This is a genomic window from Alloyangia pacifica, assembly GCF_003111685.1.
GTDB classification, from domain to species: domain Bacteria; phylum Pseudomonadota; class Alphaproteobacteria; order Rhodobacterales; family Rhodobacteraceae; genus Salipiger; species Salipiger pacificus_A.
This window is the reverse complement of the sequence record NZ_CP022190.1, coordinates 703,414-726,407: the sequence shown is the minus strand read 5'-3', so window position 1 is coordinate 726,407 and position 22,994 is coordinate 703,414. Positions and strand designations below refer to the sequence as shown.

General features: G+C 67.4%; 20 protein-coding genes. 6 read left to right on the top strand and 14 right to left on the bottom strand.

The genetic code is table 11. The features are described 5' to 3' along the window. Window positions 1-202: 202 nt before the first annotated feature. From CEW88_RS16330 to CEW88_RS16315, 4 genes are all read left to right on the top strand, one after another. Complete coding sequence (locus CEW88_RS16330) at window positions 203-805, top strand: ImuA family protein (protein ID WP_254694467.1); 603 nt, start codon at window positions 203-205, stop codon at window positions 803-805. Continuing rightward, window positions 732-2,255 carry a Y-family DNA polymerase gene (locus CEW88_RS16325; RefSeq protein WP_108968907.1) on the top strand — a complete coding sequence of 508 codons (1,524 nt, stop codon included), beginning with the start codon at window positions 732-734 and terminating at the stop codon, window positions 2,253-2,255. Before CEW88_RS16330 ends, CEW88_RS16325 begins: the two co-directional genes overlap by 74 nt. Next, the gene (locus tag CEW88_RS16320) at window positions 2,252-5,635 is read left to right on the top strand and encodes an error-prone DNA polymerase (protein WP_108968905.1); all 3,384 of its coding nucleotides are present in this window, start codon (window positions 2,252-2,254) and stop codon (window positions 5,633-5,635) included. The genes CEW88_RS16325 and CEW88_RS16320 overlap by 4 nt, the downstream gene beginning before the upstream one ends. Window positions 5,636-5,799: 164 nt before the next feature. Next, entirely contained in the window at window positions 5,800-6,441 is a 642-nt protein-coding gene (locus tag CEW88_RS16315) for a PAS domain-containing protein (protein WP_159099645.1), read from the top strand. Window positions 6,442-6,474: 33 nt separating this feature from the next. Here the strand turns inward: CEW88_RS16315 and CEW88_RS16310 are convergent, their stop codons facing one another. Both CEW88_RS16310 and CEW88_RS16305 read right to left on the bottom strand, forming a co-directional pair. Next, window positions 6,475-9,048, bottom strand: coding sequence for an HWE histidine kinase domain-containing protein (locus tag CEW88_RS16310; protein WP_108968901.1), 2,574 nt, complete (start codon window positions 9,046-9,048; stop codon window positions 6,475-6,477). Continuing rightward, window positions 9,045-9,611, bottom strand: coding sequence for a hypothetical protein (locus CEW88_RS16305; RefSeq protein ID WP_159099644.1), 567 nt, complete (start codon window positions 9,609-9,611; stop codon window positions 9,045-9,047). Before CEW88_RS16305 ends, CEW88_RS16310 begins: the two co-directional genes overlap by 4 nt. A gap of 128 nt (window positions 9,612-9,739) precedes the next feature. Between CEW88_RS16305 and CEW88_RS16300 the strand changes: the two genes are divergently transcribed. Beyond that, the gene (locus CEW88_RS16300; RefSeq protein ID WP_438839473.1) at window positions 9,740-10,180 is read left to right on the top strand and encodes an RbsD/FucU family protein; all 441 of its coding nucleotides are present in this window, start codon (window positions 9,740-9,742) and stop codon (window positions 10,178-10,180) included. Here the strand turns inward: CEW88_RS16300 and CEW88_RS16295 are convergent. The 10 genes from CEW88_RS16295 to CEW88_RS16250 form a co-directional block, all read right to left on the bottom strand. Beyond that, entirely contained in the window at window positions 10,177-11,160 is a 984-nt protein-coding gene (locus CEW88_RS16295; RefSeq protein ID WP_108968897.1) for an endonuclease/exonuclease/phosphatase family protein, read from the bottom strand. The two genes, CEW88_RS16300 and CEW88_RS16295, sit on opposite strands and share 4 nt — an antisense overlap. Beyond that, a complete protein-coding gene (locus CEW88_RS16290; RefSeq protein WP_108968895.1) occupies window positions 11,157-12,227 on the bottom strand; it encodes a sn-glycerol-3-phosphate import ATP-binding protein UgpC in 1,071 nt (356 codons plus the stop codon). The genes CEW88_RS16295 and CEW88_RS16290 overlap by 4 nt, the downstream gene beginning before the upstream one ends. Beyond that, entirely contained in the window at window positions 12,227-13,069 is an 843-nt protein-coding gene (ugpE, locus tag CEW88_RS16285) for a sn-glycerol-3-phosphate ABC transporter permease UgpE (protein WP_108968894.1), read from the bottom strand. Before ugpE ends, CEW88_RS16290 begins: the two co-directional genes overlap by 1 nt. Window positions 13,070-13,073: 4 nt before the next feature. Next, the gene (locus CEW88_RS16280) at window positions 13,074-14,045 is read right to left on the bottom strand and encodes an ABC transporter permease subunit (RefSeq protein WP_108968892.1); all 972 of its coding nucleotides are present in this window, start codon (window positions 14,043-14,045) and stop codon (window positions 13,074-13,076) included. A 101-nt stretch (window positions 14,046-14,146) separates the two neighbouring features. Then, complete coding sequence (locus CEW88_RS16275) at window positions 14,147-15,442, bottom strand: extracellular solute-binding protein (RefSeq protein WP_108968890.1); 1,296 nt, start codon at window positions 15,440-15,442, stop codon at window positions 14,147-14,149. 130 nt (window positions 15,443-15,572) lie between these two features. Then, window positions 15,573-16,619, bottom strand: a complete 1,047-nt coding sequence (locus tag CEW88_RS16270) for an ABC transporter ATP-binding protein (protein WP_108968889.1) — start codon at window positions 16,617-16,619, stop codon at window positions 15,573-15,575. After that, a complete protein-coding gene (locus CEW88_RS16265; protein ID WP_108968887.1) occupies window positions 16,616-17,398 on the bottom strand; it encodes an ABC transporter permease in 783 nt (260 codons plus the stop codon). Before CEW88_RS16265 ends, CEW88_RS16270 begins: the two co-directional genes overlap by 4 nt. Continuing rightward, a complete protein-coding gene (locus CEW88_RS16260; protein WP_108969879.1) occupies window positions 17,395-18,276 on the bottom strand; it encodes an ABC transporter permease in 882 nt (293 codons plus the stop codon). The genes CEW88_RS16265 and CEW88_RS16260 overlap by 4 nt, the downstream gene beginning before the upstream one ends. A gap of 105 nt (window positions 18,277-18,381) precedes the next feature. Further along, the gene (locus CEW88_RS16255; RefSeq protein WP_108968885.1) at window positions 18,382-19,440 is read right to left on the bottom strand and encodes an ABC transporter substrate-binding protein; all 1,059 of its coding nucleotides are present in this window, start codon (window positions 19,438-19,440) and stop codon (window positions 18,382-18,384) included. Window positions 19,441-20,032: 592 nt separating this feature from the next. Further along, complete coding sequence (locus CEW88_RS16250) at window positions 20,033-20,983, bottom strand: DMT family transporter (protein WP_108968883.1); 951 nt, start codon at window positions 20,981-20,983, stop codon at window positions 20,033-20,035. Window positions 20,984-21,081: 98 nt separating this feature from the next. On the opposite strand from CEW88_RS16250, the gene CEW88_RS16245 reads away from it, so the two are divergent. Then, the gene (locus CEW88_RS16245) at window positions 21,082-21,864 is read left to right on the top strand and encodes an AraC family transcriptional regulator (protein WP_108968882.1); all 783 of its coding nucleotides are present in this window, start codon (window positions 21,082-21,084) and stop codon (window positions 21,862-21,864) included. Between the two features lie 429 nt (window positions 21,865-22,293). Here CEW88_RS16245 and CEW88_RS24540 read toward each other — a convergent pair whose 3' ends face one another. Both CEW88_RS24540 and CEW88_RS16235 read right to left on the bottom strand, forming a co-directional pair. Continuing rightward, complete coding sequence (locus CEW88_RS24540; RefSeq protein ID WP_159099643.1) at window positions 22,294-22,452, bottom strand: hypothetical protein; 159 nt, start codon at window positions 22,450-22,452, stop codon at window positions 22,294-22,296. Next, a complete protein-coding gene (locus CEW88_RS16235) occupies window positions 22,449-22,847 on the bottom strand; it encodes a hypothetical protein (protein ID WP_159099642.1) in 399 nt (132 codons plus the stop codon). Before CEW88_RS16235 ends, CEW88_RS24540 begins: the two co-directional genes overlap by 4 nt. Between the last annotated feature and the right edge of the window lie 147 nt (window positions 22,848-22,994).

Below are 22,994 nucleotides of genomic sequence, written 5' to 3'. Positions count from 1 at the left end.
AGCCTCGAGGTCCGGAGGATCGCGGCGCGATCCTGCCTCCGGCACGGATATTTTCCCCCTAGACACAACGCCGGGCGTGGCGCCCGGTCTCCCTGCCGGGTCGCGATCGCCCTTGGCGGGCGTGGGGTGCTTCCCTCGGGCCGAATGTTCTGGCAATGTTCTCACTCTGCCACCCCATATCGACTCTGCTGCACCTGACCCCATGCGTTCCCTGCCCGCCAGCGCGCCTCTTGCCGAGGCCGATCCCCTCGCCCTCTGCCCCGCCCGGGTGCATGAGGCCGAAGGGCGTGCGCGGCGCGGCTTCGCGCTTTTCCAGGCGGCGCGCCACGACGGGCCGCTGATCTGGATCCTGCCACGCCACGCGCCGCAGACCCCGCTGCTGCGCGGCCTGCCCGAGGGCCTGAACGCGCGGCTGCTCTTGGTGCGCACGCAAAGCGAGACCGATCTGCTGTGGACCGCCGAAGAGGCGCTGCGCTGCTCCGCCGTGGGGCTGGTGGTGGCCGAGCCGGGGGAGCTGCTGTCGCTCACCGCCGGGCGGCGGCTGCAGCTGGCGGCGGAGGCCGGGCGGACCACCGGGCTGATGCTCATCCAGAGCGGCCAGGGCAGCAATGCCGCCGAGACACGCTGGGCCTGCGAACAGCGTCCTTCCCCCGCGCCGGACTCGACTCTGCAGCAGTGGGACCTTATAAAGAACAAAAAGGGAACATTGAAACTTTGGACCGTGGATTGGCGTGGCGAGACGTCTGCTTTCCATCTGGTTTCCGCGGCTGGCGAGCGACACGAGCCTGCGGAAACGCCCCGTTGAGGGGCCCTTTGCCCTGACCCTGCGGTCGGGCAATTCCGATCATCTGCACTGCGTCTCGCCGCTGGCGCAGGCGCATGGGCTGGCGCGCGGCATGGCGCTGGCCGACGCCCGCGCCATCTGTCCCGATCTCGCCACCCGCCCCGCCGACCTGGCGCGCGAGGCGGCGGCGCTGGCGGGGCTGCGTCGCTGGGCCGGGCGCTACGCGCCCCTGGTGGCGCGCGACGGCGCCGACGGGCTGATCGCCGACATCACCGGAGTGCCGCATCTCTTCGGCGGCGAGCCGGCCTTGCGCGCCGATCTGCACGACCGGCTGGAGCGCACGGGGCTGGCGGCGCAGAGCGCCATCGCCGGCACCCGGGGCGCGGCGCACGCGCTGGCCCGCCACGGCGGCGGGGTGCTGCCCGAGGGCGCGCTGGCCGAGGGGCTGGGACCGCTGCCGGTCTCGGCCCTGCGCATCGACCACGAGACCGCCGCCACGCTTTGCCGCGCCGGGCTGACCCGCATCGCCGATCTCGTTCACCTGCCCCGCGCGCCGCTGGCCAAGCGCTTCGGCCCGGCGCTGATCACCCGGCTCGATCAGGCGCTCGGCACCCAGCCCGAGCCGGTGGACGCCGAGCGCGAGGCGCCGCATTTCGGCGTGCGCATGACCCTGCCCGAGCCCATCGGCCTGCAGGAGGACGTGATGGCCGGCCTCGCGCGATTGCTCGAGCGGCTCTGCGCCCAGCTCACCCACCACCAGCACGGCGCGCGGCGGGTGCTGCTAGAGCTGCGCCGCGTCGACCGCGAGACCGCCCATGTCCGGGTCGGCCTCGCCCGCCCCATGCGCGACCCCGCCCGCATCGCCGCGCTCTTCGAGAAAGGAGTGGCAGAGGTCGAGGCGGGCTTCGGCATCGACGCGCTGCGGCTCTGCGCCGAGGTGACCGAAAAGCTGCCGCCCGAGCAGCTGGGCCATGGCAGCACTCCGGGCGGCCCGAAGCTGCGCAGCGAGGATGCGCTGGCGGATCTCGTCTCGCGGCTCGGCAACCGGCTCGGCTTCGACGCCGTGCAGCGCCTGCTGCCCGCCGACAGCACCATCCCCGAGCGCAGCTTCCTCATCGCCCCCGCTGCCTACAGCCAAGCCGAAGAGGCGCCGCCCCGGCGCGGCCCGCCGCGACCGCAGGTCCTCTTTCCGCCCGAGATGGTCAGCGGCGCGCGCGGCGCGCAGCCGGGCCATCCCCCCGCGCAGTTCCGCTGGCGCAACATGCGTTTTTCCACCCTGCGCGCCACCGGGCCGGAACGCATCGCCCCTGAGTGGTGGTTCGACGATCCCGCATGGCGCGCAGGGATCCGCGACTACTGGCGGATCGAAACCCGCGAAGGGCCACGGCTCTGGCTGTTCCACACCCCGCAGGTGGCGGGCTGGAACGCCGGCGGCGCGCAGGACTGGTTCGTGCAGGGGGAGTTTGCATGACCCCCTATGCCGAGCTTTGCGTGACCAGCAACTTCACCTTCCTCACCGGGGCCTCGCACCCCGAGGAGCTGGTCACCCGTGCCGCCGAGCTGGGACTCGAGGCGATCGCCATCACCGACCGTAACTCGGTGGCGGGAGTGGTGCGCGCCTTTTCGGCGCTGAAGGAACTGGAGCGGCTGCAAGGCGAGGCCCGCGAGGCCGCCGAGGCGGCGGCGCGTGAGGCCCCGGCGATCCGCTCGCAATCGCTGACCGATCCGTCGAGCCGCCAGCGCGTGGCGCAGGTGCCGCCGGGGGCCGCGCCTCTCCTGCCACCCGAGCGCCCACTGCCCCGGCTCATCGCGGGCGCGCGGCTGGTGCTGACCGACAGCGCGCTGCACTGGATCGCCCTGCCCTGCGACATCGCCGCCTGGGCGCGGCTGACGCGGCTCTTGTCCTTGGGCAAGCGGCGGGCGGAGAAAGGCGCGTGCCACCTCACCCGCGCCGACCTGCACGCCGCCTGCGAGGGGATGATCCTCATCGCGCTGCCGCCAGACCCGCTGGAGCCCGGCGCTCCCCGTGCAAACCCAGACGCCGAGCTGCGCGAGATGCTGCGCCGCTGCCCCGGGCGTAGCTTCCTCGGGGCCGCGCCGGTTTACGACGGGCGCGATCAGATCCGGCTCGACCGGCTGGCGCACCTCTCGCAGCAGACCGGCCTGCCGCTGGTGGCGGTGGGCGATGCGCTCATGCACCGCTCGGCCCGCCGCCCGCTGGCCGACGTGCTGACCTGCCTGCGCGAGGGCTGCACCATCGACAATATCGGCACCCGGCGGCTGACCAACGGCGAGCGGCGGCTGAAGTCCGGCGACGAGATGGCCCGGCTCTTCCACCGCTACCCCGCCGCGCTGCGCCGCACGGTCGAAATCGCCGATCGCTGCGCCTTCCGCCTCGACGAACTGCGCTACCAGTACCCGGACGAGGCGCAAAACGGCGAGCCGGCGCAGGACCGGCTCGCCCGGCTCTCGCGCGAAGGGTTGCACTGGCGTTACCCTTCGGGTCCGCCGCCGAAGATCGTCCACCGGGTGGAAAAGGAACTGCGGCTGATCGGCGAGATGGGCTACGCCTCGTATTTCCTGACGGTGCACGACATCGTCGCCTTCGCCCGCTCGCGCGGCATCCTGTGCCAGGGGCGCGGCTCGGCGGCCAACTCTGTCGTGTGCTACCTGCTCGGCGTCACAGAAGTGCCCCCCGAGAGCATCACGCTGATCTTCGAGCGCTTCATCTCCAAGGAACGCGGCGAGCCGCCCGATATCGACGTCGATTTCGAGCATGAGCGGCGCGAGGAGGTGATCCAGTGGATCTACGAGCGCTACGGGCGCGAGCGCGCCGGGCTGACCGCCACGGTGATCCACTTCCGCTCGCGCGCGGCGATCCGCGAGGTCGGCAAGGTGATGGGGCTGAGCCAGGACGTGATCGCCCGGCTCTCGGGGCAGATCTGGGGCTGGTCGTCGAGCGCCCCGGACGAGGACCGCATGCGCGACGCCGGGATCGATCCCACCGATGACCGGGTGCTGATGACCGCCAAGCTGATCGAGGAGATCATCGGTTTCCCCCGGCATCTGTCGCAGCACGTCGGCGGCTTCGTCATCACCCACGGGCGGCTCGACGAGCTCTGCCCGATCGAGAACGCGGCGATGGACGACCGCACGGTGATCGAATGGGACAAGGACGACATCGACGCGCTGGGGCTTTTGAAGGTCGACATCCTCGCGCTGGGGATGCTGACCTGCATCCGCAAGGCCTTTGGCCTTCTGGTGGAGCACCGCGGCCAGCGCTGGACGCTGGCCAATGTCCCTGCCGAGGACGGCACGGTTTACGACATGCTCTGCCGCGCCGATGCTATCGGGGTATTCCAGGTGGAAAGCCGGGCGCAGCTCAACTTCCTGCCCCGGATGCTGCCCCGGTGCTTCTACGATCTGGTGTGCGAAGTGGCCATCGTGCGCCCCGGCCCCATTCAGGGCGGCATGGTGCATCCCTTCATCAACCGCCGTCAGGGCAAAGAACCGGTCGAGGATCTGGGCCCCGCGATGATGGAGGTGCTGGGCCGCACCTACGGCGTGCCGCTCTTTCAGGAACAGGCGATGCAGATCGCCGTGGTCGCCGCCGGCTTCACCCCCGCCGAGGCCGACCGGCTGCGCCGCAGCCTCGCCACCTTCAAGCGCATGGGCACCATCGGCGCCTTTCGCGACAGGTTCGTGTCTGGAATGCTGGCGCGCGGCTACGACGGGGCCTTCGCCGAGCGCTGCTTTGCCCAGATCGAGGGCTTCGGCAGCTACGGCTTTCCCGAAAGCCACGCCGCCAGCTTCGCGCGGCTGGTCTATATCTCGGCCTGGCTGAAGAAGCACCATCAGGCGATTTTCACCTGTGCGCTGCTCAACTCGCAGCCCATGGGGTTCTACGCCCCCGCCCAGCTGGTGCGCGACGCGCGTGAACATGGCGTCGAGGTGCGGCCGGTCTCGGTGAACCATTCCGAGTGGGACAACACGCTCGAACGCCGCCCCGATGGCAGCCTCGCGCTGCGGCTCGGGCTGCGCCAGATCAAGGGGCTGCGCGAGGAGGACGCGGCGTGGATCGTCGCGGCACGGGCCAACGGCTATCCGGATGTCGAAAGCCTCTGGCGCCGCGCCGGGGTGAAACCCGCCACGCTCGAGCGGCTGGCCGAGGGCGACGGCTTTGCCGCGCTCGGCCTCACCCGGCGCGACGCGCTCTGGGCCGCCAAGGCGCTGCAGGCGCCGAAACCGCTGCCGCTCTTCGGCACCGATGGCGAGGGCGGCATTGAACCCGACGTGATCCTTCCCGCGATGACGCTCGGGCAGGAGGTGGTCGAGGATTACCTCTCGCTGCGCCTGTCGCTGCGGGCACATCCGATGGAGCTGCTGCGCCCGCGCCTGCCGGAAAGCCTGCCGCACAGCGCCTTCGACAAGGTGCCCCACCGCCACCGCATCACCGTCACCGGGCTGGTGATCACCCGCCAGCGCCCCGGCACCGCCTCGGGGGTGATCTTCCTGACGCTGGAGGATGAGACCGGCACCTCGAACGTGGTGGTCTGGACGAAGATCTACGAGACCTTCCGCAAGGCGGTGATCGCCGGACGGCTGCTGCGCGTCACCGGGCGGCTCGAGCGCGAGGGCGTGGTGACCCATCTCATCGCCGAGACGGTCGAGGACCTGTCGGAGCTGCTCTTCGATCTCGGCGGGGCGGTGCCCGTGCTCGGCCCGATCCAGAGCAACGACGGCCGCGCCGATGAGACCCGTCGACCGGCAGGCGGCAGCCGCCGCGGCAGCGCCGCACATCATCCCCGCGAGCAGGCCAAGAAGCTCTTCCCCAGCCGCGACTTCCATTAACGCGCGCCAGGGGCACGCCGGAACCGGGCAGACGGCCACATCAACGACCGGAATTAACCACTGCCACAAATTCAGAATTGCACATGTGGTGCAGGATGCCATAAATTGGCGATCCAAAAATGTTAACAAACCGTAAATCTGCCCACCCAAGCCCGGATCGCGCAATGATTCTAGCCGGAACCAACCTTGAAGCCACGGCCCTCTCCACCGTGATGGACTATCTCGCCCAACGCGCGACGATCTGCGCCAAGGTCCTCGACCGCGGCGGCAAGGTGCTCGCCGTCAACAAGCGTGGACTGGAACTCCTTAACACCGACGCGACCACCATCTGCGGGCAGATCTGGACCGAGTTCTGGCACGGGGCGGAGCGCAAAAAGGCCGAGGCCACTCTAGTCAGCGCCTTCGAGGGCAAGCCCGCAAGCTTCCTCGGGACCTTCGTGCACGAGCACACGGGTGAGAGCACCTGGGACGTGGAGATCGTGCCGCTCGACTGGGAGGACGGCAAAGTCGCCCGCGTGCTCGCCCTGTCCTCCTTCATGTCGGGCACCGCGCCCGACGGGGAGCGCGCCGCCAGAGCCTTCGAGGACCGCAAGATGCTCGGATCGCTGAGCGAACTTTTCCACACGCTCAGCAATCTCACCGCCGTCTCGACCAGCGCCGCCAACATCCTGCGCCGCGGCGTGGATCAGGAGCGCGCGGAGGCGCTCGCCGAGGCGCTGACCGAGGCCGGGCTTCAGGCTGCGCAGGCGGTGGAGAGCCTGCGGCGACAGATCAACGACAGCGCAAGCGACGGTGCGGCGGCCTGAGCCGCCCCGCTCGCCAGACTGCTCGCCAGACTGCTATCCCTCTGCCCGACCCATGAGCCGACCGACTGCCTTGGACAGCGTCTCGATGGTGAAGGGCTTGCTGGTCATCGGCGCGCTGGGAAAGCGCGACAGCCAATCGGACTGCCCCGCATAGCCGCTTGCCAGAACGAAGGGCACGTCTCGCCGCGCCAGCATCTCGGCGACGGGCAGACTGGTTTCGGACCCGAGGTTCACGTCAAGCACCGCCACCGAGATCGGATGCGCGTCGATGATCCGCAGCGCCTCGGCCACAGAGGAGGCGGTGAGCACCGTCCCGGCGCCGAGGTCCGACAGGATGTCGGCCGCGTCCATGGCGATGATCATGTTGTCCTCGACCACCAGCGCGACGCCCGTCAGGCCTTCGGCTTCCCACGCCGCAACCTTCGGCTCCGGCACGCTGGCCGGCGCCTGTTCGGGGGAGTCGCTCACGTAGCGCTCGGGCAGCAGGAACTCGGCGCGTAGACCGGTCACTTCGAAATGCACCTCGGCACTTCCCTTGAGCTCGAAGGGGATGGATTTCTCGATGATCGTGGTGCCGAAGCCGCGCCGCTCGGGCGCGCGCACCACCGGGCCACCACTTTCCGCCCAGCCGATCCGCACCAGCCCGTCGGGCAGCCGCTCGACGGCCACGTCGACGCGACCCACGGGCACCGACAGCGCGCCGTATTTGACCGAGTTGGTGACCAGCTCGTGCAGCACCAGCGCCATCGTCGAGAAGGCGTCGGGCGCCAGCAGCACCGGCGTGCCAGTGACCGACACCCGGTGTTCTTCGCCCGAGATATAGGCACCAAGCTCGACCGCCAACAGCTCGCGCAGTGCCACCGGCTGCCACTGTGTCGAGGTCAGTTGGTCATGCGCCTGCGCCAGCGCGTGGATGCGCCCGTCGACCGCGGCGGTGAATTCCTCGATCGTATGCGCCGACTGCCGCGACTGGCCGACCAGCGAGCGGATCAACCCCAGCACGTTGCGCACCCGGTGATTGAGCTCGGCGATCAGCAATTCCTGTTGATCCTGCGCCCGCTTGCGCTCGGCGTTGACTTCGTCCGAGAGTTTCAGCACCACCTCGAGCAATGTCACCCGGATCGCCTCGGCCGCCTTCAGCACGGTCGGCGACCAGCTCTCGGAGCGGCCCGCCACGTCTTCCTTCCAGAGCTCGAAGCTCTTGCGCGGGGTGAGCCGCGCGCCAAGCGGTCCGACCTCGACCGGCTTGTTGGGATTGCCTGCCCAGTTCACCTGGCGCACCACCTCGGAGCGGAAGAGCACGAGGTAGTCACGCGGCGTGCGCGAGACCGGGATGGCGAGGACCCCCGCGCACTCTTCTTTCAGCGCCTCCATGGAGGGCAGCCGCGCGACGAGGCTGTCGGTGGCATAGACCCGGCTGGCGGCGGCGGTGTTGAGGAACCGCGCGATGGTTTGGAACTCTTCTTTTGAGGGCGCACTGCCCTGCATGACATAGGCCCCGTCGGAATAGAGCGCGATGCCGTCATGCGGGATCACTTTGCCGATTTCATGAGCGATGCTGGGAAAGCTCGCCACCAGCCCCTCACCCGAGCTGATCTGCATCATCAGCCGGTCGTGCAGCCGCTGTGCCCGGCCGACGGTTTCGCTCGCGGCCTTGGCCTCCTGACGTTCCAGCTCGTAGGCAAAGAACTGCGCTAAGAGTTCCACGGCGGTGCGGCGCTCGTAGTCCACGTGCCGCGGCGCGCGGTGATGGCAGGCAAAGAGGCCCCAGAGCTCTCCGCGGATGACGATGGACACCGACATCGACGCGCGCACGCTCATGTTCCGCAGGTATTCTAGATGGATCGGCGAAACCGCCCGCGACATGGCCAGCGACAGATCCAGCGGCTGCCCCTCGGGGCTCTGCGGCGGCACGATGGGAGAAACCTCATCGTCGACGTCGGCGATCAGCCGAAGCAGGCTGCGCTTGTAGAGCGCCCGCGCCTGCCGGGGGATGTCCGATGCCGGGAAATGCAGGCCGAGGTAGGATTCGGAGTCGTTGCCGTCCTTGGCCTCGGCGATCACCGTGCCGTCGCCCTCGGGGCCGAACTGGTAGACCATCACGCGGTCGAAACCGGTGAGCGCACGGAGCTGCCGCGCGGCCTCCTCCGAGGCGCCTGCAAGGTCGCCCTGCGCCGACAGCCGCCGCAGCATGGGGGTCACCTGCGCCAGCTCGTCATGCGCGCCCTCGCGGAGCTTGGGTTCGAACTCGAAGATGAAGCTCGACCCGGACTGATGCGCGCTGACATCGAAGAGCCGCCCGTCGCCGAAGACGTCGAATCCAAAGAGCCGGGCCACGGAGTTCTCGTGGCTGGTGCCACCGAGCTTCTCGCGCAGCTTCGCGACGGTCTCGCGCGGCAGCAGGTCCGAGAAGACCCGGCCGGTGATTTCCTCGGCGTCGAGCCCGAGCAGCGCCCCGGCGTTGCGCGAGACGTGCTGCACGATCCAATCCGCCGAGATCGCGACCAGCGCCGCAAAGCTCTGCACGTTGCCCAGAAGATGGATCGGCTCGCGGTCGCAGTTGGTCAGGTCAACGGGTGTATCGGTCGAGATGAAGGAATCGTTCATAGTGCTCCGTCGGCAAGCGCCGAAAGGAGCGCGCGTGCTTCGTGTTCGAATATGGAAAAGGCGCGGATGGCGTCGCGCAGCACGCGCTGCGCCTCGGGGCCATCGACCGGTTGCGTGGCAAGCCGCTGGCAGAAGGCCCGCCAGGCGCCGCGATCGCCGGTCAACGCGAAAAAGCCGCGAAGGGGCGGTTCAGGCAAGCGGCGGCGCAGCACCGCCGTGCCGAGCTGCGAGCCAAGCATCAGATAGGCCACCGCGTCGCGGTGAAGCGGCAGGTCTAGGCCCGGTCCCGACGCGGGCGCCGAGCCGAGATCGTCGTCGAGCGCCTCGAGCGTGTCGCGCAATGCGGTGGTCGCCTCGGCGGCATCCCAGCCGCAGGCCTCGGCCAGACGCGAAAAACCGCGCCTCTGCACCATGCAGAAGGCCCGGCGGTCCTGGTCGTCTGCCAGGTCCAGACGGGAAAGCTCCACGTCCAGACGCTGGTGCGGGCCGGAGGTGGCGTTGCGCAGCGCATCCCTCAGGTTGCTGTCCCGGAGCACCTCCCGGTCGTCTACAATATCCTTCACCCGGCCTGACCTACTGTCTCTGTTTTGTCCCGATCCCGTACAACGCCCGGCGAGCGGGTTGGTTCCGCGGCCCGGAGAATTTTCCGGTTGCGCCCCGCAGCGTCCTGCTGTCGCCTGCGCCAGACACAGTGCTGCCGGAGAACACCATACTAAAGACCATAGACCCGCTGATGACCGGCGAGCTTCTCGCCATCCTGAGCGACATGGGCCACGGCGACGAGATCGTCCTGGTCGACGCCAATTTCCCCGCCGCGCGGGCCGCGCAGCGGCTGGTGCGCCTGCCCGGGATCGGCATCGACTGCGCCGCAGAGGCGATCCTGTCGCTCTTCCCGCTCGACGATTTCGTCGCGGCCCCCGCCGCGGTCATGGCCTGCCCCAACGGGCGACCCGAGATCTTCGACGACTTCGACCGCCTCCTTGCCGCGGCCGAGGGCAAGCCGGTGACGGTTGCGCAGATCGACCGCTTCGACTTCTACGATCGCGCAGAGCAGGCCTATGCGGTCGTCGCCACAGGAGAAAGGCGGCACTACGCCAACCTCATCCTCAAGAAAGGCGTGCTGCGGGCCTAGCGGCCCGCGAGCCCCTCGATCCGCGTGACGATGAGGTCGTGGTCCGAAAGCGGTGTGCCGTCCGGCCCGAGCGAAGAACGGATCTCCACCGGGCCAAGGCGCAGGCCCCGCGCAAGGAACCAGTCGAGCTTCATCGCCCTTTCCGGCCAGCGGGTGATCAGGCTCGGGCGGGTGGTCGTCTGGTCCTCCCGCCCGCCGTGCACGCTGTAGCCCGCGGCGCGGGCGACGTCGAAGAGCCCCTCCGCGCGCCAATCGCCGCCGGCGTGGTTGCCGGTGTTGAGATCGCCGCCGATCAGCACCGGAAGACCGGGGAACGCGGCATTCAGCGCCGTGATCAGCCCCGCCACCTGCGCTTCGCGGTGCGCAGGGCCGCAGGCACTTTCGAGATGGGTCGAGACGGCGAGGAACGGCCCCTCGGCGGTCTCGATCCGGGCGCCCACCGCGATGCGCTCGCCGAGCCGCGGCTGTTCGTCATCGAAGAACCATTGGCGCCTGCCCCAGAGCCGCAGCGCGAAGGGCGCGTGCAGCACGCCGCGCGCCAAGAGCCCGTTGCCGTGGTAGCCAAGCGCGTTGTGCGCGTCGTCGCAGAACTGGCGCTCGATGGGCGAGCCGAGCCCCAGCTCTAGGAACTCCACCGCGTAGGCATAGGCCATGCCCCGCTCCGCCGCCATGACCGCAGTCGTGTTGCGCTGCTTGGTGCGCGCCATGCCATGGTCCATCTCGGACAGCAGCAGAAGGTCACAGTCGCCGGCATGGGCCGCCGAGGCCTCGGGGAAGAGGCAGCGCTCGAGGTTCCAGGCGCCAACGGTGAGCGGCAGCGCGAGGGGGGCGTTCGGCGCCGCCCCCCCGACCTCGATCAGACCCATACCGGGCACCGTGGCCATATGCGCATCGTGCACCGCGACCTCGCGCGGCAATGCACCGATGGCCAAGTCGTCGGGACCGGGCACCGGCAGTGCGACAGTGGTTTCGGGGATCATTGCGCAGGCTCGGCGATGAGCTCCAGCCGCTTGTCCATCCGGCGCCCGGTGCGCGCGTCGAAGAGATGCAGCTTCGAGGGATCGACCGCGATCCGCACCTCCGGGCCGAGCGGCGCGTCATGCGCGTCGGTGACCGCCAGCGCCTGATCACCGACCATGCCGTGGATGACGCGCTGCGCGCCGAGTTCCTCGACGTAGTCCACCCGCATCGGCAGGCCGGCCGCGGCGATGCGCAGATCCTCTGCGCGCAGGCCAAGCGTGACCGGTCCCGGCGCGTTGCCGAGCGTCGCCAGCGCCTGCCCCTCGAGCAGCAGTCGACCGCCCTCGATGCAGGCGTCGAGAAGGCTCATGGCGGGCGCCCCGATGAAGGAGGCGACAAAGGTCGAGGCGGGCTTGCGGTAGACCTCGAGCGGCGCGCCGATCTGCTCGACGCGGCCCCCGTTCAGCACCACCAAACGATCGGCCAGCGTCATCGCTTCGAGTTGGTCGTGGGTCACGTAGAGCGAGGTCGTCCCGAGCCGTTGCTGCAGCTTGCGAATCTCCATGCGCATCGACACCCGCAGCTTGGCGTCGAGGTTCGACAGCGGCTCGTCGAAGAGAAAGGCCGCGGGCTGGCGCACGATGGCGCGGCCCATGGCCACTCGCTGCCGCTGCCCGCCCGAGAGCGCGCGCGGCTTGCGGTCGAGGTACTGGCCAAGCTCGAGCATCCGCGCCGCCTCGGCCACGCGCTCCTCGATGACCGCCTTGCTCTCGCCGCGGTTCTTGAGCCCATAGGCCATGTTGTCGCGCACCGACATGTGCGGGTAGAGGGCATAGTTCTGGAACACCATGGCGATGTCGCGCTCGGCCGGGTCGAGGTCATTGACCCGCCGACCCCCGATATGCACGTCGCCGCAGGTCACCGTCTCGAGCCCTGCGACCATGCGCAGCAGCGTGGACTTGCCGCAGCCCGACGGGCCGACCAGAACGATGAATTCGCCGTCCGCGATGTCGATGGTCACGTCCGAGACCGCATCGACGCCGCCGGTGTAGGTCTTGCCGACCGACCTGAGAGTAAGTTCAGCCATTATTTATCGCTTTCCGTCAGGCCCTTGATGAACATGCGCTGGAAGATCACCACCACGGCAACCGGGGGGATCATGGCCAGCACCGCGAGGGCAAAGGCTTCGTTGTAATCGGGGATCTGGCTGCCGACCCAGACCTGCAGGATCGACTTGATGCCGCGCATGAGCGTGTAGAAGCTCTCGTCCGTGGTCATCAGCAGCGGCCAGAGGTACTGGTTCCAGCCGTAGATGAACATGATGATGAAGATCGCCGCCATCATGGTTTTCGACAGCGGCACAAGCACGTCGATGAAGAACTTCAACGGCCCTGCCCCGTCGATCCGCGCCGCCTCCAAGAGCTCATCCGGCACCGAGCGGAAGAACTGCCGGAAAAAGAAGGTGCCCGTGGCCGAGGCCAGCAGCGGCACGATGAGTCCGGTGTAGGTGTTGAGCAGGTGCAGTTCGGACATCACCTGATAGGAGGGCATGATCCGCACTTCCAGCGGCAGCAGCAGCGTCGCGAAGATGGCCCAGAAGAGCAGCGTCGCGAAGCGGAAGCGGAAGTAGACCAGCGCGTAGGCGGCCATCATCGACAGCGCGATCTTTCCCACCGCGAAGCCGAGCCCCATGATCAGCGAGTTGCGCAGCATCAAAAGGCCGGTGACGTCGCCGGTGAAGCCGCCCTTGTGGGTCAGCACCTTGGTGTAGGTCTCTACGCCATTGCCGCCGGGCAGCAGCGACAGGCCGTTGGAGTGGATGTCGATCGCCGCATGGGTCGAGGACATCAGCGCCATCACCACCGGTGCGCAGAGAAACAGCACGCCAAGAATGAGGATCAGGTGATCGAAGGGTTTTATCTTCTGCATGGGATCATCCGTAGTGCACGCGGCGTTCGAGGAAGCGGAACTGCAGCACGGTCAGCAGCGCCACGACGCCCATCAAGATCACCGACTGCGCCGAGCTGCCGCCGATGTCATTGCCTTTGAACCCGTCGAGATAGACCTTGTAGACCAGCGTCATCGGGTTGTTGGCGGGCTTGTCCTTCACGATGACGTCGATGATCGGAAAGGTGTCGAACATCGTGTAGGTGATGTTGATCACCAGAAGGAAGAAGGCGGTGGGCGCCAGAAGCGGCAGGGTGATGTCCCAGAACCGCCGCCAGCCCGACTGCGCGTCGATCAGCGCCGCCTCGCGCACCGAGACAGGCACCGACTGCAGCCCCGACAGGAAGAAGATGAAGTTGTAGGGGATCTGTTTCCACACGGCGATCACGATGAGCGCGGTGGCGGTGTCCCAGTAGTTGATGCCGACCTTCAGGTCGTAGCCGAACCAGGCCGCGAGATCCTTCAGCGGCCCCATGTGCATGTCGAAGAACATCATGCCGATGAGCCCGGCGACCGGCGGCGCGATGGCATAGACCGAGATCAGCAGCGTCTTGTAGCTCTCGGCGCCGCGGATCACCTTGTCGGCCTTGACCGCGAGCAAGAGGCCGATGCTCAGCGCCAGCGCGGTGACCACCACGCAGAAAAAGGCCGTGAAGGCGGCTGTGCCAAGGTATTCCGAGCTGTTCAGCGCGTCGGTGTAATTCTCCATCCCAACGAAGGTCGAGCCGAAGCCGAAAGGGTCTTCGAGGTAGAAGGAGGAGGTCACCGCCTGCACTGAAGGCCAGTAGAAGAAGATCACCACCACCGCGAGCTGCGGCAGCAGGAAGAGCCAGGGAGTGAGCGGGCGGTCGAACTGCACGCGCTTGGCGGGATTGGCGGTCTCGCCGGACCACCAGGCGCGGAGGCGCATGACCAGCGTCTGGTCGGCCTCCACCATGTTGAGCGGGGTATCGGTCACGGGCTGTGTCCTGATCGGGAAAGGCGCCGCCGCGCGGCGCGGCAATGGCATCGGGGCCCCGGGCGAATGCCCGGGACCCCGGAACTCGGCGGAGCCGGTCCTTAGTTGGCGGTCTTGGCGAAGCGCGCGAGCAGCGCGTTGCCCTCTTGCTGGATGGTGTCGAAGGCCGCCTTCACCTCGGTCTCGCCCGAGAAGATGCGGTTGAACTCGCGTTCCATCACGGTGCGGATCTGCGGGTAGAAGCCCAGGCGGTAGCCCTTCGACCACTCACCGCCCTCCAGCATCAGCTGCTGGATGCCGACCTCGGCCACCGGCTGCTCGTCGTAATAGCCCTCGCCCTTGGCCATCTCGTAGGCGGCCTCGGTGATCGGCACGTAGCCGGTGTTCTTGTGCCAGTAGACCTGCGTTTCCGGCGAGGTCAGGAAGGAGAAGAACTCAGCCGTGCAGGTGTTCTGCTCTTCCGGCTTGCCGGCCATGGCAAAGAGCGCCGCGCCGCCGATGAAGCTCTGGGTGCCGGCGCCCTCGATGCTGTCCCAATAGGGCATGAAGACCGCGCCGAAGTCGAAATCCGCCGACTTCTGCAGGCCGCCGAAGCTGCCCGAGGAGCCGATCCACATCGCCGCCTCACCCTCTTCGAAGGGCTTGAGGTTGTCGGCCCAGCCGGCGCCGTAGAAGCCGTAGAGCCCCTCGTCGGCCCATGCCTTGAGCTTTTCGAACATCATCACCTGGTTCTCGTCGTTGACGATGATCTCGGTGCCTTGCGCGGAGTCGTAGCCGTTGTTGTTCGTGGCGAACTGCTGGTTGTTCCGCGACTTGAAGTTCTCGACCATCATCCAGGTCAGCTGCGAGGCGGTCATCGGCAGGTAGCCAGCTTCCTTCAGCTTGGGTGCGACCTGCTCGAACTCTTCCCAGGTCTTCGGCGGCTGCACGCCGGCTTTTTCGAAAGCGGCCTTGTTGAAATACATGATCGGCGCCGAGGAGTTGAACGGCATGCCGATAAACTTGCCCTCGCTGTCGGCGTAGAAGTTGCGGACGCCGGCGATGAAGTGCTCGCGGTTGAACTCCTGTCCCGCGCCCTTGATCAGGTCTTCGGCGGGGATCGTCGCGCCCTTGGCGGCGATGATCGTCGCGGCGCCGGCATCGAACACCTGAAGGATGTTCGGCTGCTCGCCAGAGCGGAACGCGGCGATGCCCGAAGAAAGCGCCTCTTCGTAGGTGCCCTTCGAGATCGGGGTGAGGTGGCACTGGTCCTGCGCAGCGTTGAACTGCTGCGAGATCTCGTTGATGACCTCGCCGTTGCGGCCGCCCATGCCGTGCCACCAGGTGATGTCGGTGGCGGCGAAGGCGGTCGAGGCGAGAAGCATCGAGCCGATCGCGACTCCGGTTGTCTTGAACATGTGGTGTCCCCCGTTCTTGTTCGGCGTCGGGGTAAGCGCAATCTGTGACGGTCGTGATACCGCCCGATGACGTTTGCATGACGTTCCGCCCGGTGCGAGTGCGAGTTGCCAACGCACCGAGCCGCAGCGCCTATGCCCCGATCACCAGCGCGTCCGCGGGATTGAGCGCCAGCGAGACGGTCTCGCCCACCTTGGGCGGCGCCTGCCGCGTGGTGTTGAAGAGATCCACCGCCAGCGGCTGCCCGCCCAGATCGATGCGCAGTCGGATGACCGAGCCGAGGAAGTCGAGCTCGGTGATCCTTCCGGTGAGCGCCGCCTCGCCCGGATGCGCGCCAAGGCGCAGCATCTCGGGGCGCAGGCCCAGCAGCGCCTCGCCCGGCGGGATCGCGCGGCCCAGAGTCATCTCGTTCTCGCCCAGTTTCACCCGGCCGATGGCGGGGTCGAGCACCTTGGCATCGAGCGTGTTGAGCGTGCCGACAAAGCCGGCGACGAAGCGCGTGGCGGGCGTGTTGTAGACCTCGAAGGGGGATCCCACCTGCTCGGCCACGCCCTGGTGCATCACCACGATGCGGTCGGACATCGACAGCGCCTCTTCCTGGTCGTGGGTGACGAAGATGGTGGTGATACCAAGCTCGCGCTGGATCGTCCTGATCTCGTTGCGCAGGCTGACCCGCACCTTGGCGTCGAGCGCCGAGAGCGGCTCGTCGAGCAGCAGCACCTGCGGCTTGGGGGCGAGCGCGCGCGCCAGCGCCACGCGCTGCTGCTGCCCGCCCGAAAGCTGGAACGGGTAGCGACTGCCCAGCTCCGGCAGGCCGATCAGCGCCAGCATTTCCTCGACCCGTGCGGCGATCTCGCGCGCGGGCGCGCCCTTGACCCGCATGCCGAAGCCGACGTTCTGCGCCACGGTGAGGTTGGGAAATAGCGCATAGGCCTGGAACACCATGCCGATGTTGCGCTGGTTGGGCTTGAGGCTGGACACCTCGCGCCCCTCGATAGTGATATTCCCGGCGCTCGGGGTCTCGAAGCCCGCCACCATGCGCAGCACCGTGGTCTTGCCGCAGCCCGACGGCCCGAGCAGCGAGATGAACTCGCCCTTCTCGACCTCGAGGTTGAAGTCCTTCACGACGCGGGTGACGCCGAAGCTCTTTTCCAAGTGGGAAATCGTCAGGAAGCTCATCGGCCCGCCTTGTCGTGCTTGGTGAATCTGGTGACCAGCTGGATCAGCCCCATGCAGGCCCAGGTGATGATGAACGCGATGGTGGCGAGCGCAAACGGCTCATAAGCCTTGTTGGCCCCCATCAGCTGCAGGTAGGGCCCAAAGGCCGGTCGGTTGAGCAGCGCCGCCATGGTGAACTCGCCCATGACGATGGCGAAGGTCACGAAGGAGCCCGAGAGCACGGCGACCAGCACGTTCGGCAGGATCAGCTTGACGATGATGGTGACCCAGCCCGCCCCGAGGCTCTGCGCCGCCTCGGTCAGCGTGGCGACGTCGATGGTGCGCAGCCCGGTGTCCACGGCGCGGTACATGTAGGGCAGTGACAGCATGGCGTAGCCGAACATCAGCAGCAGGTTGGTGCCGAAGATCGAACCGGTGAGGGGCAGCCAGCTCGAGGTGTTGTAGAGCCGGATGTAACCGAAGACGGTGACGATGGCCGGGATGACCAGCGGCAACAGGGTGACGAACTCGACCAGCGGCCGCAGGCGCGGCAGTTTCAGCCGCACCCAAAAGGCGGTCGGAACCACCAACAGGATGCCGAAGACGATGGTCAGCAGCGCCATCACCACCGAATAGGAGAAGGTCTCGCGGAACTGCGGGTCGGCCAGCACGGCGGCATAGGCGTCGAAGCTGTATTCGCCCCGCCGCATCGACAGCGAGAATTCGACCATGCCGACGAGCGGCAGGATGAAATAGGTCAGGCCCAGAAGCAGGATGGCCCAGGACGCGGCTTTGGTCATTTCAGCCACCTCTCGGAGCGGATGCGCAGCATGATGTAGATGACGTTGGCGAGCCCTGTCACGAGGATCATCCCGAAGGCCATGGCATAGCCGAGGTGCGGGTTGCCCAGCACGTCGCCGCGGATCTGCGCGAACAGCATGATCGGCACGATGTTGAGCGAGCTGCCGGTGAGCGCGATGGCGGTCGCCACGGCGCCAAATGCATTGGCAAACAGCAGCGCGAAGGTGCCGAGGATGGTCGGGAAGAGGATCGGCAGCGCCACGATGCGCCAGTATTGCGGACCGCTGGCGCCGAGGCAGGACGCCGCCTCGCGCCATTCGCGCTTCAGCCCGTCGAGCGCCGGTGTGATGATCAGGATCATCAGCGGGATCTGGAAGAAGAGGTAAGTGATCGTCAGCCCCCAGAAGCTGAGGATGTTGAACCCCATGGCCCTCAGGTTGATGCCGAACTCGGTGCGCAGGAAAACGGTCACCAGCCCCAGCGGTCCAAGCGTCGCGAGGAAGGCAAAGGCCAGCGGCACCCCGGCAAAGTTGGACGCCACCCCCGAGAAGGTCATCAGCGGCGAACGGATGCCCCGCGGCAACCCGCCCAGAACCATGCCCGCCGCCATCAGGAAACCGATCAGGCAGCCGAAGGCCGAGGAGGCGACGGAGATCTTGATCGAGATCCAGTAGGACGAGAGGATCGACGGCGTGAAGAGCCCGGCGATGTTCTCGAAGGTGAAGCTGCCGTCGGCGCGCTGAAAGGCCCCGAGAACGATCTTCATCGTCGGCATCACGAGAAACAGCAGGATGAACAGCGCGAAGGGCAGCAGGCCCAGCCATGTCAGGCTCGGGCGCCAGCGGCGCTTCGGCGGGGGGGAAGTCACATCAGTCACATGGGGTCCGGACATGGGCAAAACTGGGAACGACGATCCCGTCCCGGCTCGCCCGCAGGCGCCGGGACGGGACAAGGGCCCGCGAAGGGCCCCTGACGCAGGGGTTTACTGGACGTTCGCGCCCACGACGGCATCCCAGCCGCCGACAACCGCTTCCTTGTTGCCCGCCTGCTCGTCGAGCGTCGGGAAGTAGGCGGCCTCGTAGCTCTCTGCCGGCGGCAGCGCCTCGAGCAGCTCGGCCGGGATCTTGTCGGCCGCGGCCATGGCGTTGAAGCGCGCCGGGTGGCAGTAGCCCTTGAGCCACAGGCTCTGGCCTTCGTCGGAGTAGAGATACTCCATCCACAGCTTGGCGGCGTTGGGGTGCGGCGCATGGGCCGAGATGCCCTGCACGTAGACGCCCGCGAGGACGCCCGACTTCGGCACCACCACGTCGACCGGCGGGTTGCCGTTCAGCGTGTCGCGGGCCGCGAGCGCGTTGTAGTCCCACATGATGGTGATCGGGGTCGCGCCCTGCGCCAGCGTGCCGGCCTTGCCGATCACCGGCACGAAGTTACCCGCCTCGTTCATCTGCTTGAAGAACTCGAGCCCCTTCGAGCCTGCGTCCTTGCCGGCGGCACCGCCTTCGGCCATGCCCGCGGCGAGCACCGCGAGAATCGCTTGGTTCGAGGCGCGCGGATCGCCCGCCAGCGCCACCGAGCCGGCGTATTCCGGCTTCAGCAGATCCGACCAGTCCTCGGGGGTGGTGTCGATCAGGTCCTTGTTCACCATGAAGGACATCACGCCGTAATAATCGCCGTACCAGTAGCCGTCGGCGTCCTTGACCGCGTCGGGGATCTCGTCCCAGGTAGAGACCTTGTAGGGCTGCAGCAGGCCTTCTTCCTTGGCTTGCGGGCCGAAGGAGAGGCCCACATCGAGGACGTCGGGCGCCTGCGGGCCGGTGTTGCCCTTGTTGGCGCGCACCGCTTCCAACTCGTCGGCAGACCCCGCGTCGGGGTTGAGCTCGTTGACCTCGATCTCGGGGTATTTCGCCTTGAAGCCGGCGATCACGTCGCCGTAGCCGCACCAGCTGTGCGGCAGGGCGATGGTGGTCAGCATGCCCTCTTCCTTTGCAGCGGCCTCGAGCGCGGCCAGGTCCTGCGCCTGTACCATCGACGTGGTGGCCATCAGCGCCGCGACACCCGCGAGCCAAATCTTTGTATTCGTTTTCACAATCGTATCTCCCCGTTTCCCGGTCCCGGCCGTAGCAGCCGTGACGCGCGTGTAGAATTTGTTTTTGACGGGTTCATGACAGCCAAAATTCAGGCTTACTCCGCGGCGCGAGGGTTGACCGAAAATTGACGTCGCGCAAGCCATGGTTCTCTCGATCCGCAAAGCTTCTCAGGAACGTCTCAGAGGTTTCCGCGCGGAGCGCTCATTTTTGTGCATATTTTCGCACACTTGTGGGCTGCGCAGCGAGGCGGCCCGCGTTGCCGCTGCCCCTCCCTGACATGGCTCCGCCGCACCGTTCCCCTTCCCGAGCGGAGATCGGGCCAGTGTCAAATCGCGGACGGCTCGGCGAAACTGGTCAGCGCTTTTCCTGCCTCGGGTCGCTCAAGCCCAGAGCCGGCGGGGCGGGAGTGGCCGGATACCTCCGACGTCGGGGCGACGCGAACCCGAGAGCGGCTCGACCAGCTGGGGCTGGCGATTGCCGCCGACGCCTGCGACCTCGTCCCGGGCCGGCTCGAGCGCGTCGAGGGCGCAGGTGCCTGCTCGCGCCTCAGGTCTGCCCGCAGAGCGGCCCCTGCCCGGCCCGCGCCGCGCGGCGGGCGGTGATCCACTCGTGCGATTGAACGATGATCATCCCCGCCAGCACGAGCGCCCCTCCCAGAAGGAATTCGGAGCTCAGCGCCTCGCCGAGCAGCAGCCCCCCGCTGGCCACACCGAAAACCGGGGTCATGAAGCTCAGCACCCCGAGCCGCGACGAGCGGTAGATCTGCAGCATGCGGAACCAGACGAGGAAGCTGAGGCTGCAGACGATCAGCGTCTGAAAAGACAGGCTGGCCAGCACCGGTGGCGTGGGCTCGAACGACAGCCGCCCGGTCAGCGCGCAAAAGCCGAGCGCCGCCGCGCCGGCGATGGCCAACTGGTAGAAGAGCGTCTGAGCTGGCGGCGCCTCGGAGATGCGGGTGGTGCGGATCACCACGGTGGTCATCCCCCAGCACAGGCCCGCCCCCAGACCCAGCAGGTCGCCGAGCAGCATCCCGGCGCTTGGTGCCGTGCCCGGCCTGCGCAACTCAGGCAGCACGAAGATCGCGGCGACACCGAAGAAGGTGATCGCCACACCGACCCATTGCACCGCCGCCATGCGCTCGTCCGGCTGCGCCACATGCAGACCGATCGCAGCAAAGATCGGCGCGGTATAGAGAAAGACTGCCATATGCGAGGCGGTGGTCCAGCGCAGCCCCTCGGCAACCAGCAGGAACTCGAGCGCAAAAAGCACCCCCACAAGCAGGCCCGGCCCGAGGAACAGCCCGCGATGCCAGCGGTCGCGCAGGAACACCCGGCTCAGCCCCAGGACGATCACCGCGGCCAAACCCGAGCGCAGGCCGATCTGCAGCATCGGATCGACCGAGCCGGCGACAATCTTCATGGCACTCTGCTGCAGGCCCCAGATCAGGCACAGCAGGACCATCACGGCGAAAGCGGTGGTATCAATGGAACGATTCATGGGGGCACCTGGGCAGGCAAATCATGACCCCTATCTACTCTGGCGGATGGCATATATATAGCTCGGATACGCCAAACGATCGTGACAGACCGCCAGCCATGACACCCGCCCAGAGCCCGCCTCACCTGCGCCATCCGCCATTTCACGATCAGCTGCCCGCTCCGATCTACTTCCGGCTCGAGAGCATGCCCGACAATGCCACCTATCCGGTGATGCAGCACCCGTGGGGGGAATTCGTCTATTCCTTCAGCGGGATTACCGAGCTTCGTCTCGCGGGCGAGCACCTGCTGGCACCGCCGCACATGGGCTTCTGGATCCCGCCCCGCGTGGAGCATGTCGGCTTCAATCGACGCGCCGCGGTGCATTTCTCGGCCTATATCAGCGAGGACCTCTGCGCGCCCATGCCGCAGCGCACCTGCTCGCTCCTGGTGACGCCGCTCTTGCGCGCCATCCTCGACAGCCTCACGGAAACGAGGTTCACCAATACCGAGGCGCAGTCGCGCCTGCTGCGCGTCATGGTCGACGAGATCGCGGCCTGTTCCATGGCCGACAGCTTTGTCCCGGAGACCACCGATGCGCGGCTCGCCCCCGTGCTGGAGGCATTGCGCGACGCGCCGGCCGATCCGCGCAGCACCGCCGAGCTGGCCCGGGCTTTCGGGATGAGCGAGCGGACGCTGGTGCGCCGCTGCACACAGGAACTCGGCATGTCTCTCAGCGAATGGCGCCAGCGCGTGCGCGTGGTCCGCGGCATCTCGCTTCTGCAGGACGGGGCCAGCGTCGAAAGTGTGGCGCTCGACCTTGGCTACGGCACGGCCTCGGCCTTCATCGCCATGTTTCGGCGCATCACCGGCAGCAGCCCGGCGCGGTTCATCGGACGCTAGCGCGGTCTTCTCTCCCGGAGAGCTGGCATCGCGCAAGATCGCGCCTCATTCGGAACTCCAGGTGTATGTGTCCCCCTGTCGAGCTTCGCCGCGGCTCGCTGCCCGAAGCGAAGCCTCGACGCGGGCAGTCCCATCCTTCCGCGCCGAGAGCGACGCGGTTTAGCTCGAATGGCACGGTCGCCTCGCCAGCGCGGGCTGCGACGTGACCGCGGTGATTGACCGGCAGCATGTCAAGGCGATCTATTTCAGCGAACCCGGCGGCGTGCTCTTCGCCTGCGCCACCGACCCGCCCGGTCTTGCCGCGGACGAACCGCCCGAGCGCGCGGTCACAACGGTGAAACGGTCGCGAACCTGCAGAAGGCGGAGCGCAGATCGCGCGGATCAAACTCCAGAGCCAGGAACCCGCCGGATCGGAGGCGGGTCATGACATCAACTTGGCAACGACATCCACCATTGCCTCCGGGCCCATCGCCGCACAGCCGCCATCACCAGCTTTGCACCCGCTGCCGCGAAGGCGCGCACGATGCCCTGCCCCAACAAGGTCGATGCGCCGGTGGCAATAGCCACCTTTCCACTGAACTCGGTCACTTGGAGCTCCTCCAGTCCGGTGTTTTCGCGAAGTCTTTGGGACGGCGTACGGACTTTGGGCAGGCGGAGGAGATCGCCCCGTCACGAATGGCCGCCGAACAAACCCTCGGGTAGCTCCAGAGCAACGAGGTGTAGAGCGCCTGCGCCGCGCACAGCGCGACGCTGTCCAGTCGGCAATAGCGAATGGTGATTGGACGGCTGGCCGCCCCTTCGATCCCGCGCTCGCAATGTGCGACAAAGATGTCGCTGACCAGCGCCCGCGCGCGCTCCGGGTCGCCGCCGTCGGCAAGCAATTGCCCGCTTGCGGCGCGCCCAGCGGCGCGGGATCTGTCGAATGCCGAGCGAAAGCGACCCGAAGCTACGGATTTATGAATCTTGCCAGTCGACCGTGCCAAGCACTCCTGACCTAGCCTCAAAGCAATTTCGACCCTGACTGGACCTTGGACGCCCGACAGGCGAGGGCCCACTATGCAGAACTTTGCTGCCGTGCGCTGCGGCTAGCACGCATGTCCGTGATGCGCAGTTGCCGTCGCGCAAAAAAA